Annotated in this window: 17 protein-coding genes; 12 read left to right on the forward strand and 5 right to left on the reverse strand. The window is 31.3% G+C overall.

Translation table 11 applies throughout. The features are described 5' to 3' along the window. Positions 1-5 precede the first annotated feature (5 nt). Both ABXT63_RS04805 and ABXT63_RS04810 read right to left on the reverse strand, forming a co-directional pair. A complete protein-coding gene (locus ABXT63_RS04805) occupies positions 6-200 on the reverse strand; it encodes a hypothetical protein (protein WP_415320453.1) in 195 nt (64 codons plus the stop codon). After that, a complete protein-coding gene (locus ABXT63_RS04810) occupies positions 194-1,222 on the reverse strand; it encodes a 2-dehydropantoate 2-reductase N-terminal domain-containing protein (RefSeq protein ID WP_415320454.1) in 1,029 nt (342 codons plus the stop codon). Before ABXT63_RS04810 ends, ABXT63_RS04805 begins: the two co-directional genes overlap by 7 nt. Positions 1,223-1,302: 80 nt before the next feature. On the opposite strand from ABXT63_RS04810, the gene ABXT63_RS04815 reads away from it, so the two are divergent. The 6 genes from ABXT63_RS04815 to ABXT63_RS04840 are packed head-to-tail and all read left to right on the forward strand — an operon-like array spanning position 1,303 to position 6,513. Next, entirely contained in the window at positions 1,303-2,643 is a 1,341-nt protein-coding gene (locus tag ABXT63_RS04815; protein ID WP_415320455.1) for an NAD(P)-binding domain-containing protein, read from the forward strand. 20 nt (positions 2,644-2,663) lie between these two features. Next, positions 2,664-3,044 carry a cupin domain-containing protein gene (locus ABXT63_RS04820; RefSeq protein WP_415320456.1) on the forward strand — a complete coding sequence of 127 codons (381 nt, stop codon included), beginning with the start codon at positions 2,664-2,666 and terminating at the stop codon, positions 3,042-3,044. 48 nt (positions 3,045-3,092) lie between these two features. Beyond that, complete coding sequence (locus tag ABXT63_RS04825; RefSeq protein ID WP_415320457.1) at positions 3,093-4,034, forward strand: NAD(P)-dependent oxidoreductase; 942 nt, start codon at positions 3,093-3,095, stop codon at positions 4,032-4,034. Positions 4,035-4,055: 21 nt separating this feature from the next. After that, a complete protein-coding gene (locus tag ABXT63_RS04830) occupies positions 4,056-5,486 on the forward strand; it encodes an aldehyde dehydrogenase family protein (protein ID WP_415320458.1) in 1,431 nt (476 codons plus the stop codon). A gap of 3 nt (positions 5,487-5,489) precedes the next feature. Then, positions 5,490-5,870: a VOC family protein gene (locus ABXT63_RS04835; protein WP_415320459.1), complete on the forward strand. Its 381-nt coding sequence runs from the start codon at positions 5,490-5,492 to the stop codon at positions 5,868-5,870. A gap of 1 nt (position 5,871) precedes the next feature. Next, a complete protein-coding gene (locus ABXT63_RS04840; protein ID WP_415320460.1) occupies positions 5,872-6,513 on the forward strand; it encodes a glycerophosphodiester phosphodiesterase in 642 nt (213 codons plus the stop codon). Positions 6,514-6,515: 2 nt separating this feature from the next. Here ABXT63_RS04840 and ABXT63_RS04845 read toward each other — a convergent pair whose 3' ends face one another. Then, complete coding sequence (locus ABXT63_RS04845; protein ID WP_415320461.1) at positions 6,516-7,637, reverse strand: TauD/TfdA family dioxygenase; 1,122 nt, start codon at positions 7,635-7,637, stop codon at positions 6,516-6,518. Positions 7,638-7,771: 134 nt separating this feature from the next. Here ABXT63_RS04845 and ABXT63_RS04850 point away from each other — a divergent pair, with 134 nt between their 5' ends. From ABXT63_RS04850 to ABXT63_RS04865, 4 genes are read left to right on the forward strand one after another with little or no spacing between them, the layout of a single operon-like run. Beyond that, positions 7,772-8,791 carry a glycine betaine ABC transporter substrate-binding protein gene (locus ABXT63_RS04850; protein ID WP_415320462.1) on the forward strand — a complete coding sequence of 340 codons (1,020 nt, stop codon included), beginning with the start codon at positions 7,772-7,774 and terminating at the stop codon, positions 8,789-8,791. A 47-nt stretch (positions 8,792-8,838) separates the two neighbouring features. Beyond that, positions 8,839-9,873 (forward strand): ABC transporter permease, encoded by a 1,035-nt coding sequence (locus ABXT63_RS04855; protein WP_415320463.1) that lies wholly within the window; start codon positions 8,839-8,841, stop codon positions 9,871-9,873. Beyond that, positions 9,873-10,898, forward strand: a complete 1,026-nt coding sequence (locus ABXT63_RS04860; RefSeq protein WP_415320464.1) for a quaternary amine ABC transporter ATP-binding protein — start codon at positions 9,873-9,875, stop codon at positions 10,896-10,898. Before ABXT63_RS04855 ends, ABXT63_RS04860 begins: the two co-directional genes overlap by 1 nt. Before the next feature lie 3 nt (positions 10,899-10,901). Continuing rightward, positions 10,902-11,690 (forward strand): SDR family oxidoreductase, encoded by a 789-nt coding sequence (locus tag ABXT63_RS04865; RefSeq protein ID WP_415320465.1) that lies wholly within the window; start codon positions 10,902-10,904, stop codon positions 11,688-11,690. Between the two features lies 1 nt (position 11,691). Here the strand turns inward: ABXT63_RS04865 and ABXT63_RS04870 are convergent, their stop codons facing one another. Both ABXT63_RS04870 and ABXT63_RS04875 read right to left on the reverse strand, forming a co-directional pair. Next, a complete protein-coding gene (locus ABXT63_RS04870; protein WP_415320466.1) occupies positions 11,692-12,633 on the reverse strand; it encodes a 3-hydroxyacyl-CoA dehydrogenase NAD-binding domain-containing protein in 942 nt (313 codons plus the stop codon). Beyond that, the gene (locus tag ABXT63_RS04875) at positions 12,633-13,520 is read right to left on the reverse strand and encodes a 3-keto-5-aminohexanoate cleavage protein (protein ID WP_415320467.1); all 888 of its coding nucleotides are present in this window, start codon (positions 13,518-13,520) and stop codon (positions 12,633-12,635) included. The genes ABXT63_RS04870 and ABXT63_RS04875 overlap by 1 nt, the downstream gene beginning before the upstream one ends. Positions 13,521-13,555: 35 nt before the next feature. Here ABXT63_RS04875 and ABXT63_RS04880 point away from each other — a divergent pair, with 35 nt between their 5' ends. Then, positions 13,556-14,284, forward strand: coding sequence for a class II aldolase/adducin family protein (locus ABXT63_RS04880; RefSeq protein ID WP_415320468.1), 729 nt, complete (start codon positions 13,556-13,558; stop codon positions 14,282-14,284). Further along, positions 14,285-14,752, forward strand: coding sequence for a thioesterase family protein (locus ABXT63_RS04885; protein WP_415320469.1), 468 nt, complete (start codon positions 14,285-14,287; stop codon positions 14,750-14,752).

Consider the following 14,752-nt stretch of genomic DNA (forward strand, 5'->3'; position numbering starts at 1 on the left):
AATTTCTACTTTTTATTCTTTTTTATTTCTTCTTCACAAAATTTTTTAGCTTCTTTTAGATCTGTAATTTTTGATTTAGATAATTTTTGACTTCCAGCTAGGCAGGCATCGACAGCTCTTTTTAAATTATGATCACTAAAATTTAGAATAACCACCATTCCAAGCACTATAAAAACGAATATTAATATATTTTTTACCATTGAATTTCTAACTTCTTATTTTCACATATAGTGTTTAGCATACTAAACATTAGTGGAAAATGTTTAGAATTAAGATCTTGTAAAATTTTTGGTCCAATTTCCAACGCAAGTTGTGCACCCTCTACTGTAATATTTTTCATAAATTTTTCTTTAGCTTCTTTATATAAATATCCTTCACCTAAATATTTTCCCATCAAACTATTTCTTCCTCCTATTGCACTTACATATAGATCACCTAAGCCAGCTAGACCATAAACTGTATCTGCTCTACCCCCATAAAAAGAAACAAATTCAACCATTTCAGAAATTGATCTATGAATTAATGAGGCCGATGTATTTAAATAATATTTAGATTGAATTTCTTTAGGTACTTTTGAATTGCTTAATCCTTCAGATGCTCCAATTAACATTGAATAAATATTCTTAATTGCACCTGATAACTCAATGCCAGTTAAATCATCTGACACTTCTGTTGAATAATAATTTGTTGATATAATCTTTTTTAATTTTTCTGTTTCTTTAATATCTGGGTTTGCAATAACAGTTCCTGTTCTCATTTTATATGCGAGACCAGCTGCTAAGCATGGTCCTTTAATTGCTGAAACATTTATTTCGGTATGACCTTTTTCTCTTAAAAGCTTTTTAATTTTGTCTGAAAGTGTCATTAATTCGTTCTCTTCTATCGCTAAACCTTTTGTTAATAAAATAATTGGAAGATTTTTTTTATAGTTGTTTACTATTTGGTGAACAAACCATTCAATTCCTATAGAGCTTACTCCTGCAACAATTATATCTACTCCCTCATCAAGAATTGCTTTTAATTTCTCAAACTTTTCTACCTTTAATTTGGGTGGTAATTCTATGTTTAAAGCAGGATGAAAGTTGTTGTTAGACTTGATATCTTTTATTAATTCATCTTCAAGATGTGTGCCAACCAGCGTCACATCATTTTGGTTTTCAAGACATGGTACAGCAAAAGCTGAACCCATAGCTCCAGCACCAATAATAATAATTTTTTTCATTATACAGTATTTTTTTATATTAATTTTTAGCATTTTGTTGGTAAAGTACAGTTATAAATTTATTAGGGAGAGGTGATTTTATGACAAAAGTAGCAATTATTGGGGCTGGGCCTTGTGGTTTATCCGCTTTGAGATCTTTTGAGCAAGCTGAAAAAAAAGGTGAAAAAATACCTGAAATAGTTTGTTTTGATAAACAAGAAGATTGGGGAGGGTTATGGAATTACAGTTGGAGAACAGGATCTGATCAATACGGTGATCCCGTACCTAATAGCATGTATAGATATCTTTGGTCAAACGGTCCTAAAGAATGTCTAGAGTTTGCTGACTATTCTTTTGATGAGCACTTTGGAAAACCAATTCCATCTTTTCCACCTAGGGAAGTTTTGTATGATTATATTTTAGGTAGAATTAAAAAAGGGAATTCAAAAAATAAAGTAAAATTTAGTACCACAATTACTAATGTTATTTATAACGGCAGTAATTTTGAAGTTACTTACCGTGATAAAAAAAATGCAACTTCTTCAACAGATATTTTTGATTATGTTGTTGTAGCTAATGGGCATTTTTCAGTTCCATTCATTCCGGAATATCCTGGCATGAAAGCTTTTCCTGGAAGAATAATGCACTCTCATGATTTTAGAGATGCAGAAGAATTTAGAGATAAAAATGTAGTTGTTTTGGGAAGTAGCTATTCTGCAGAGGATGTGGCTCTTCAATGCCACAAGTATGGAGCTAAAAGTGTAACAATAGCTTATAGACATAATCCAATGGGATTTAAATGGCCAAAAGGGATGAAAGAAGTTTTCCACTTAGATAGACTTGAGGGCAATAAAGCAATTTTCAAAGACGGTCATGTACAGGAAACAGATGCTGTAATTCTATGCACAGGTTATCTTCATCATTTCCCTTTTCTATCTGAAGACTTGAAATTAAAGACAGGAAATAGATTGTATCCACCAAAATTGTATAAAGGTGTGATTTGGCAAAATAATCACAAATTAATATATCTAGGTATGCAAGATCAATTTCATACTTTTAATATGTTTGATTGTCAGGCTTGGTTTGCAAGAGATGTGATTATGGGAAAAATTAAAACCCCAAACGACTCTGAAATTGAAAAAGATATAAATAAATGGGTATCGATGGAAGAAAAATTAGAAAGTGCTGATCAAATGATAGATTTTCAGACTGAGTATACAAAAGAACTTCATACTTTATCTGATTATCCAAAAATTGATTTTGAATTAATTAGAAAAACTTTTAAAGAATGGGAACACCATAAAGTAGAAGATATTATGACATATAGAAATAAGTCTTTTTCTTCACCGGTGACTGGGTCGATTGGTCCAAAACATCATACGGCCTGGGAAGTTGCAATGGACAATTCTTTAAAAACATTTTTAGATCAGCCTAAAAAATAAGCCATAAGTTGTAATTGTGTATGATATTTGTAAAAAACCTTAAATCTGTCTCTGATCAAGAATGGACAACAACCGAAAAATATCCAGGTGTTAGGTGGAAGTTTTTAATTGATGCAGATTTTATGGGCAGTTCCGGACTTTCACTTGGTTTTGCAGAGATTGCTCCAGGGGGTGACTTAACACTCCACTATCATTCACCTGCAGAAATATATGTAGTTACCAATGGTAAGGGAATACTAAACAAATCTGGTGAACTTGAAGAAATTAAGAAAGGTGATGTGGTTTATATAAAAGGAAACGCAGTACATGCTTTAAAAAATAACGGAAAAGAAACCTTGGAATTTTATTGGATTTTTCCAACAGATCGTTTTTCTGAAGTTGAGTATATTTCAACAAACTAAAATCTTAAGTATATTAGTTAAAAAAATTAACTAAAATATAGGATTATAATGAAGATTGGCTTTATAGGACTTGGAAATGTAGGTGGTAAACTTGCCCATAGTTTATTAAGAAACAAATTTGAATTAACTGTTAGAGATTTAGATAAAGATCATACAAAAAAATTTCAAAATAAAGGTGCAGCGATTGCAAATTCTCCTAAAAAATTAGCACAACAAGTTGATTTAATAATAACATGTCTCCCTTCTCCAAAAATTTGTGCAGAAGTGATGGAAGGTAGTGAGGGTGTAATAAATGGACTTACTAAAAATAAAATATGGCTTGAAATGAGTACAACAGATGAGTCTGAAATAAAAAGATTAGGAAAATTAGTTAAAGAAAGAGATGCCATACCTTTAGATGGTCCGGTAAGTGGAGGCTGTCATAGAGCAGCAACTGGGAATATTTCAATATTTGTTGGAGGTGAAAGAAATGCATTTGAAAAAATATTACCTGCTTTAACCGTGATGGGTAGAAAAGTTTTACATACTGGAGAACTTGGTTCAGCCACTGTTTTAAAGGTAATTACAAATTATTTAGCATCTACTCATTTAGTTGCTCTTGGCGAAGCATGGACTGTTGCTAAAAAATCTAATTTAGATTTATCAAAAGTTTATAAAGGTATAGCTATTTCCTCTGGAAATTCATTTGTTCACGAAACTGAGAGCCAAGTAATTTTAAATGGCTCATATAATATTAATTTCACAATGGATCTTGTTCTTAAAGATACAGGTCTGTTTGATAATTTAGCGAAAAAATTGAATGCACCTTTGGAAATTTCTCCTTTGATTGTCAAAATATTTAAAGATGGGGAAAAAAAATATGGTTCAAGAGCTTGGTCTTCAATGATTGTTAAGAGAATGGAAGACTTAAACAATGTAGATTTTAGAGCAAATGGGTTTCCAGATGAGTTAATTGATAACGAACAGGAAGAAAAAGGATATGAAATATAATTATTATGCTAAAGTTCAATTATGCTAGATAAGAGAAAATTTTATATCAACGGTCGATGGGTCGAGCCAAAAAGACCAAATGACTTTAATGTAATCAACCCGTGTAATGAGGATCCATGTGCAATTATTTCTTTAGGCTCAAAAGAAGATACTAATGCTGCAATTGAATCTGCTAAAAACGCTTTTGAAACGTGGAAAGAAACTACTAAAGAAGATCGATTAAATTATCTAGAAAAATTACTTTCAGTTTATAAGAAAAGGTCTGGAGAAATGGCTAAAGCTATATCGTTAGAAATGGGTGCACCTATGGATTGGGCAACAGAAGTACAAACTGCCTCTGGCCAATTACATTTAGAAGATTTTATTCTAAGGCTTAAAGATTTTGAATTTGACGAACACTTTAATAAAAAATCAAATAACCATATTTGCTATGAACCAATTGGTGTTTGTGGACTGATTACTCCTTGGAATTGGCCTATTAACCAAATTGCTCTAAAAGTTATTCCAGCATTAGCAACTGGGTGCACAATGATTTTAAAACCTTCAGAAATTGCTCCTATTTCAGGAATGTTGTTTGCTGAAATGATTGATGAAGCTGGTTTTCCAAAAGGGGTTTTTAATTTAGTTAATGGTGATGGAGCTGGAGTTGGGACACATTTATCTGGTCATCCTGATGTTGATATGATTTCATTTACTGGGTCAACAAGAGCTGGAAGATTAATTTCTAAAAATGCAGCTGAAACAATCAAAAGAGTCTGTCTAGAGTTAGGAGGTAAAGGTGGAAACATTGTTTTTGCTGACTCTTACCCCAATGCAGTTAGAGATGGAATTAGGAACGTTATGAGTAATTCTGGACAATCATGTGATGCACCAACAAGAATGTTAGTTGAAAAGTCTATTTATCAAAGGGCTATTAAAGAGGCTGCTGAAGAAGCAAATCTAATAAAAGTAGATGAAGCCTCAAAAAAAGGAGATCATATTGGTCCTGTAGTTTCAAAAATACAATATGATAAAATTATTAGTCTAATTAAAAGTGGTATTGAAGAAGGTGCTACATTAGCAGCAGGTGGGCCCGACCTACCAAATAATCTAAATAAGGGCTATTTTATTAAGCCAACAATTTTTACAAATGTTACAAATGATATGGAAATAGCAAAAAAAGAAATTTTTGGCCCTGTTCTATCCATCATTCCTTTTGAGACTGAAGAAGAGGCAATAGAAATTACTAATAATACTGAATATGGTTTGGGAAATTATTTACAAACTGAAGATAAAGAAAAAGCTCATAGAGTCGCAAAAAAACTTAAATCAGGTTGTGTGTATATAAATGGTAATGCTGCAGATCCAGGAACCCCATTTGGTGGATTTAGACAGTCAGGAAATGGTCGAGAGGGTGGAGTGTGGGGTCTTGAAGAATACCTAGAAGTTAAAACTGTCACTGGGTGGAAATAACTTATGATTGGATTTGTAATGGTTGGGACTAATGATCTTGATAAAGCAATTAATTATTATGATGCATTACTTGAAATTATTGATTTAAAAAGAACTGTAACTAATGAAAAATATGTAGGATATTCATCAAAAGAAAGGTCTGAGGACATTGAGTTTTATGTAACAAATCCAGCCAATAAAGAAAAGGCAACTTATGGTAACGGTGTACAAGTATCATTCGTAGTAAACTCAAAAGGAACAGTTGATAAATTTTATAATCTTGGAATTAAGTTGGGCGGAAAAGATGAAGGAGGACCAGGCATAAGACCATCAGGTGAATATTATTGTTATTTGAGAGATCTTGATGGGAATAAAATTTGCGCATTTGCTAAAATAAATAATTAGTATGCACTTAATCCATAGAGGAATTGTAAGCAAACACCATAAAGAAAATCTTCTTCAATCATTCAAACAATCATTTAAAAAAGGGTATGGTATTGAAACAGATATTCACGTAACAAAAGACAATAAATTTATTTGTTTTCATGATTTTACTCTAAAAAGAGCTTTTAAAAAAAATCTAAGCATAAAAAATCTTAATTATTCTCAGATTAATGCAATTAGCAGTAAGTATAATAAGCCAATTCCACTCTTAAAAGACTTGTTGAAATGCTCAAAAAATAAGCACCCCCTACACATTGAAATCAAACCAATCTTTTCAAAATTTCTTCTGAAAAAGCTCTTAAAAGAAACATCAAAATTTACAAAAAGTGTATTCATTTCCTTTAAACATGAAAATATTTATAATCTTCTAAAAATTAAAAAAAATATCAAAGTAGGATTATCTTTTTCACCACCAACAAGCATTAAAAAGATAATTAAAAAATCAAACAATAAAAATATTAATTGTTTAATATTAGATAAATCTTATTTAAAAAGTAGAAATATCCAGAATTTAAAAATTGAAAAATATTATTATACGATTAAAACAAAATTAGAATTTAACAAATATAATAAAAACAATAATTTAATATTTGAAAATTTATAAGATTATTTTTTTAAAAAGTTTAACCTTCCCAAAATTTCATCTCTGTCCATATAATATCCTTGTAAATGACGGTGACCAGAATTTGGATCAAAAGCTGTTCTTCCATGAAGAGCTCTTCTATTATTAAATGAAAAAATATCACCTGGTTCTAATCTAAACTTAATTTGAAATTTATCATCATGTAAAAGGTTTCCAAATCTACGATGTGCTTCGTATACCTTGTCCATAATATCAGGGTGACAGTCTAACGTATCCATTGTAGCTACACTAAATCTTATATCATTATAATCTCCATCCTTAGTTAATGAAATCGCAGGAGCATGGAAGTTTCTAACCGTTTCTTGTGTATAATCTTTATCTCTAAATTTAAGAGGTACACTTACCAGAGTGTTAAAAATTTCTTTTTCATTCTTTTTTAAATAGTCTGCTACTGCAAATCCATCTACAGATGAAGAATTTCCTCCTTCTGCAGAATTAACCAAACAATGAAGAAACTGGTAACCAGGAGGTGTCTCGAACCAAGGTAGGTCCATATGATTTCTTAAGGCATGTGCAGTATAGGCAGAATTATTTGGTTTTGGGATATTTATAACTTCAAAAGGAGTATCAAAAAATGTTTGTCTTGTATGGCTAATTCTATTTAAAACAGAAAAAGCAGACTCTTTTTCTATTGGAGCATTTTTAACAATTGCAATCCCTTTATAATGTAAAAGCTCAAGCCACTTTAACAAACCTTCTTCACTATTCAAAATTTTATCATGATCTATAGTTATTGATTTTAAATTTTTCTCTAAAGAGCTATTCCATAATTGATATGGTGAAATAAATTTTTGTTTATTCTTTAATGTATAACAATTTTCTCTTAACCATTTTGGATCGAAGTAACTTGTGTGATTTCCCTCACTCCATTTTACTACTAGTTTACCCTCTTCATTTATTTTTGATTCCTCTACAGTTAAATCTTTTGAAATTTCAAGAATATTAAACATTCTGTGGTTAGAGTCTTTATCATGCGCTGTAGGACAATTATCTCTTAACCAAAAGTAATTAAAATTACTTTTTTCTCCATCGCTCCATTCAATACTAAGATTAGATTTATTTTTTTCTATTTTTTTAATAACCATCGTTTCTAATGGTTATTTAATTTTTTGTACTTTTCAATGCACTTTATGGTTGTATTAAATGAATTGTTACTTGAATTTGTTCCTCATACATTATTAACTCTGTTCAATAAAACTTAACTTAAGGGAGAGAAAATATGAAGTTTTTAAGAAAATTAATTCTTTCAGCCTTCTTTATATCAACATTATCGTTAGTAGGTACTAGTGCGAATGCTGCTTGTAAAGCAAGATTGGGAGATTTCGACTGGAGTAGTGCGAACATTCACACTGCAATTAGTGCATTTATTCTTGAAAAAGGATACGGATGTAAAGTAACTGTAACAAAAGGAAGTACAACACCTATTATGGCCGCTCACTACGATGGTCAATTAGATGTAATCACTGAAGTTTGGTATGACAATATTGTTGCTAACTACGAGCCACATGTTGCGGCTGGTACTATTAAAAATATTGGAGTTAATACACCAGATTCTCAGCAGGCTTTCTACGTGGACAAAACTACAGCTGATAAATACAATTTAAAATCTGTTGAAGACATGAAAGATCCTAAAATAGCAGCACTATTTAAAGATCCTGAAAACCCTTCAAAAGGTAGAATGACTAGCTGTATCTCAGGTTGGACTTGTTACACTGTAAACTTAGTTAAACAAAAAGAGTATGGATTAGATGCACTCTATACAAATTTTGATCCAGGTTCTGGGGGAGCATTAGATGCTGCTATCGCAGGTGCTTTCGCTAAAAAGAAACCTATCTTTACATACTATTGGGCACCTACTGGTTTAATGGGTAAAGTTGATTTGGTTAGATTAACTGAGCCTAAGTGGTCTAAAAAATGTTGGGATGACATGTCGGCTGTTGTTGAAAAAATCAAAGCAGAAGGACCAGAGGCATATACGAAATCTTGTGCAAGTGAGTACAGAGATATGGCATTAACTAAATCTGTATTGACTAAATGGGCTGCTGCTCATCCTGCAGAAACTAAGTTCTTGTCACAGTACTCAATTCCTACTGCTACTGTTAACAAAATGTTAGCCTTCTACGAAGATGAATCAGATGGTGATATGGAGTTAACTGCAAAAGAATACTTAAAAAACGAGTCAGCTTGGACAAAATGGGTTCCTGCTGATGTTGCAAAAAAAGTAAAAGCAGCACTTTAATTTTAAGATAAAATAATTTGAGAGAGCCCTTCGGGGCTCTTTCTTTAATGAAATTTAAACATATGTTCAAAGATAAAAAAAATTTATTTAACTTAAGTCTATTAGGAATTTTTATATGGTTATTAATTTCAAGTTATAATTCATCAAAAAGAAAACCTGAAACTGTAGGTGAATTATTTAAAGATTTTTCATGGTTAAGTGATTGGCCCAAATGGTTAGATTTACCCTTAATGCCATGGATTAATAAGATGTTCAAAGCACTTAATGAAAACTATGGTTTTATCTTTGAGGCAATAAATAATGTTTTACTTGCTATGTTAATGGGGCTGAAAAACTTTTTAGTTCAAGCTCCGTGGCCTTTAGTAATTATTGGCGTTGTAATACTTGCTTATTATGCGAGTGGTAAAAAAATAAAAACTACTGTTGCAGTTGGTTTTTGTACGTTTTTCATCGGGTTTTTGCATCCTCGTTTCTGGGATAAGGCAATTGAAACAACTTCAATCATGTTAATTAGTATATTTTTATGTCTTATCATCGGTGTTCCAATAGGAATTTGGATGTCTAGAGCCAACAGAGTAAGAGAAAAAATTCTTCCTATACTAGATTTAATGCAAACAATTCCAGCCTTCGTGTATTTAATTCCAGGAATAATGTTATTTGGTCTTGGTGCTGTTCCGGCAATTATTGCAACATTTATCTATGCAGTACCTCCATTAGTGAGATTGACAGATCTTGGTATTAGACTGGTTGACACAGAAGTTACAGAAGCAGCAGATGCATTTGGAGCTAGCAAAAAACAGAAATTATGGGGAGTGCAAATTCCACTCGCACTACCTAATATAATGCAGGGAGTTAACCAATGTACAATGATGGCATTATCAATGGTTGTTATCGCATCAATGATTGGAACAAGAGGTTTAGGTGATGAAGTTCTTCTAGGTCTTCAACAATTAAATGTTGGTAGAGCTGCAGAAGCAGGAATAGCAATTGTATTATTGGCAATTGTGCTGGATAGAATTACCCAATCTTATGGCGAAACGCTCCAAGAAAGAAATTCTCCAACCAAGGAAGCAAAAAAATAATGTCAAAAATAGAAATTAAAAATATCTATAAAATTTTTGGCAATAAACCACAATCTATAATGCCCATGGTTAAAAATGGTGGGACAAAAGATGACATTCTAGAAGAAACTGGTCATACGGTAGGATTAGATAATGTTTCTTTAAATATAGAAGAAGGTGAAACTTTTGTTTGTATGGGTTTATCTGGTTCAGGAAAATCTACATTAATAAGACATATAAATAGACTAATTGATCCTACAGAAGGTGAGATTCATATAGATGGCACAAATATAATGAATTGCACGCCAGATCAATTAATTGATTGGAGAAGAAATCGTATTAGCATGGTTTTTCAAAGATTTGGTTTATTCCCACACAAAACTGTGATGCAAAATGTTGGCTATGGTTTAGAAATGCAAGGCAAATCTGAAGAGGATAGAGATAAAATTGCTATGGAAAAAATTGATGACGTTGGTCTTAATGGTTTTGAAAACCAGTTTCCAAATCAATTATCTGGTGGAATGCAACAGCGTGTTGGCTTAGCAAGGGCTTTAGCAACAAATTCTGATATAATGCTAATGGATGAAGCCTTTAGTGCCTTAGATCCTTTAATTAGAAGTGATATGCAAAAACAATTAATAGATCTTCAATCAGAGTTAAAAAAAACAATAATTTTTATTACCCATGATTTAGATGAGTCATTAAGGTTGGGTGATCATATTGGAATACTAAATGCTGGAAAACTAGTTCAAGTTGGAACACCTATAGATATAATAATGAAACCTGCAGATGATTATGTAAAAGCTTTTGTTAAAGACGTTAATAGAGCAAGAGTCATAAAAGCAAAAGTTATTATGAAAAATGTAAATGAGGTTAATGGAATTGATAAATCAAATTTAATCAAAGTGAATGAAGATCAATTTATTGAAGAATTTTTACCACAAATAGTTTGCACAAGTTCTAACTGTGAAGTTGTTGATAAAAGTGGAAATGTTAAGGGATATATAACCAATAAAGAACTTCAAGAATCTTTAACAAAATCATAATTAATGATTAACCAATCATTAAAAAATAAAAAGATTATTATATCAGCTGGTGCTTCTGGGATTGGTTGGGCAACTACAAAAATTTGTCTTGCTAGAGGTGCTTATGTTTATCTTTGCGATATAGACAGTAAGTCTCTAAATAAATTGAACAAACATCCTTTAATAAATAAAAAATTATTTGCTTATCTTTGCGATGCTTCAAATGAATATCAGGTCTCTGATTTTTTTGAAAAAGTTAAAAAAAAAACTAAGAAAATTGATGCTTTAATTAATAACGTAGGTATTGCTGGACCCACAGGTTCTCTTGAAAAATTAAAATCAAAAGATTGGGAAAATACTTTGCAAGCAAATGTTAATAGCCATTTTTATTTTACGAAAAAATCTGTACCTCTAATTAAAAAATCAAAGAATGGATCAATAGTTAATATTTCATCGACGGCTGGAATACTAGGCTTTCCACTTCGCTCTCCTTACGCTGCAAGCAAATGGGCAATAATTGGTGTCACAAAAACATTAGCCATGGAACTTGGAAAATTTAATATAAGAGTAAACGCTGTCTGCCCAGGAACAATTAAGGGTGACAGAATGAAAAGAGTAATTAGAGATAAAGCAAAATTTACAAAAGTTTCTACAAAAGTAATTGAAAAAGATTTTGTTTCAATGAGTTCAATGAAGCAATGGATATTAGAAGAAGATATTGGAAAAATGTGTTCTTTTCTAATCTCTGATGACTCAAGTAAAGTTTCGGGACAAGTAATTTCAGTTGATGGTCACACAGAAAGAAATGATTAATTTATCTTAATTTTTTTTCGTATTTCTTCCTAAGTTTTTGAAGCTCAACTAAATAATCGTCTCTAATATTTGAAATCTGAACAACTGATTTCCCTTTAGATTGTTTTTTAGTTCCCTCAACTAATCTACTAATTAGTTTATTTGATAATTTTGGAGCTTTTAATTTTGTCCATGGCAATTTTAGAGCTGGCCCAAATTGTTCTAACATATGCTTCATTCCTGATTTTCCTCCGGCTAAATGAAAAGTTAGAAAAGTTCCCATTAATGACCATCTTAAACCTGGTCCATCTTCAATTGCTCTATCCAAATCTTCTGTAGTTGCGTGACCTTCATTAATTATGTGAAGCCCTTCTCTCCATAAAGCTTCTTGTAACCTGTCTGATAAATAGCCTGGCAATTCATGTTTAACCATTATCGGGTTCATAGAAATTGATTTATAAAATTTTTTAGCTTTGTTTAAATATTTCTTTAAAGTTTTTTTTCCAGGTACAATTTCTACTGCAGGTAACAGATAAACAGGATTAAATGGGTGTCCAATCATTGTTCTTTCAGGATTTATGCATTTTGAATAAATTTTTGTTGGTAGTAAGCCTGATGAGCTTGATGAAATAATTGCATTGGGTTTTGCATATTTTCCAATGGTACTCATTAATTTAGTTTTTAAAGTATAGTTTTCACTTGCACATTCTTGAATCAGATCTGCATCTCTTAAAGCTTCTTCAATAGAAGTAAAATATTTAAAATTTTTAAGATTAAGTTTTTTTTTATTAAAAAGTTTTTTTACATAAGGCCAAGTTCTTTTAATTTCATCTATTAAATTTTTTTTTAATTTTATATCTCTATCAAATGCATATACAATTTTGTCATGTGCTAAACAACGAATGATCCAACCTGCTCCAATTACCCCAGTTCCAATAACTGCCACTTTCTTAATATTGGACATTACTTGTGTTTAGTGAGTTTTAGTTTTTCTCTTGTCTCTGCTGGTGTCATAGTTGAATAGCCAAGCTCATCTACAATTCTTATGGCTTTTTCAACTAACTGGGCATTTGTTGCTAATTTACCTTTGGATAAATATAAATTGTCTTCCAATCCAACTCTAGGGTTTCCTCCCAATAAAACAGTTTGAGCAACAAAAGGCATTTCATTTTTTGAGATAGCAAAGCCAGACCAAACACCTTCTTTTGGCATAATATCTTTCATGGCTTGCATTGCTAAAGTGGTTGCTGGAGCACCCCAAGGTATTCCTAAACACATTTGAAACATTGGTGGGTCACTCAATAATCCTTCTTTATATAATTGAGCACCAAACCACATATTTCCTAAATCAAATGCTTCTATTTCTGGTTTAACACCAATTTCTTTTAATCTCTTAGCAGCCTTCCTTAAATCGTTTGGTGTATTTACTGTGATTGTTGAACTATCACCAAAATTTAAAGTGCCTGCATCTAGTGTACATATTTCAGGAAGAAATTGTTCTGCGTTAGCAATTCGTTCCATTACATTTGCCATATCTGTCATTGGACCAAAATCTAATGGATTATCTCCTTGTCCAATATCTAAATCACCCCCCATACCTGTCGTTAAATTTAAAATAACATCCGTATTACTTGAACGAACTAGATCAACTACCTCTTTATATAATTCTAATCTTCTACTTGGTGTACCATCATTTTCTCTGACGTGAATGTGTGCAATAGCTGCTCCAGCTTTAGCAGCTTCAATTGCTGCTGTTGCAATTTGTTTTGGTGTTTTTGGTAAATCTGGGTGTTTACTGGCTGTATCACCAGAGCCTGTTACTGCACAAGATACAAAAACTTTATTGTTCATAATTTATAATTAAAATATAGTTTAAATTAATAAAAATGGAAATAACAGAATTACAAAAAGATTTAGCAGCAACTTTTAGATGGACTGCTAGACTAAATATGCATGAAGGCGTTGCAAACCATTTTAGTGCATGTGTGCCTGGATCTTCTACTGAATTCTATGTAAATAAAGCTGGAATTCACTTCAGCCAGATAAAAGCCAGTGATTTAATATTGGTTACTAAGGAAAATATAAAAGAGTTAAAAAATAAACCAGAAATAGTGGACCCAACAGCTATAAATATTCATGGTGCGATTTATGAAAAAGTCCCTCATGCAAAATGTATTTTTCATGCACATTCTAAATTTGCAACTGCACTTTCTACTCTTAAAGATCCAGTCTTAAAACCTATCGATCAAAATACAATGATGTTTTTTAATAGAGTTTCTATCTTTAATGAATTTGGCGGTTTGGGTTTTGAGCAAGAATCTAGCAAAATGGCAAATGCTTTAGGCAATAGGCAGCACATGCTATTAACAAACCATGGAATAATAACAACTGGAAAAACTATAGCTGATGGTTTTAATGCTTTGTATTATTTTGAAAAAGCTGCAGAAACTTACTTAACAGCTCTATCAACTAACCAAGAATTAAATATAGCAAGTGATGAGGTGGCTGAAAAAACAGCTCAAGAGACAGCTAATTATCCAATTGATTTAGCTAAGATGCACTTAGATCAAATAAAATTAATTTTAGATAAAGAAGAACCGGAATATAAGAGTTAAATGTCTGTACATATAGCAAATCAAATTATTAAAAAAGAATGGACTGATTATAATAATCATATGAACATGGCTTATTATGTGTTGGTGTTTGATCAAGTATGGGAAAATATGCTTGAAAAATTTAAAATGGGTGAAAATTCGGCTAAGACAAAAAATATGAGTACTATGGTTGTTGAGACTTATACAACCTATAATAATGAGGTTAAAGAAGGTGATGAAGTTGAAGTTAATTTAACATTTTTTGATCACGATAAAAAAAGATTACATTTTAAAATGGAAATGATTGAAAAATCCTCACAAAAATTATCAGCAACTCTTGAAATGTTGTCTTTATATATTGACTTAAACAAGAGAAAAGTTGCTGAATTTGAGGGTGAAAAAATTAAAATAATGAATGATTTTATTTTAAAAAATAAAATTAACTTTAACAATAAAGACTTAAAATTTTCTACAAAATTAAAAAAATAA

The sequence above is a fragment of the Candidatus Pelagibacter sp. Uisw_092 genome (genome assembly GCF_047729545.1).
Taxonomy (GTDB): Bacteria; Pseudomonadota; Alphaproteobacteria; order Pelagibacterales; family Pelagibacteraceae; genus Pelagibacter.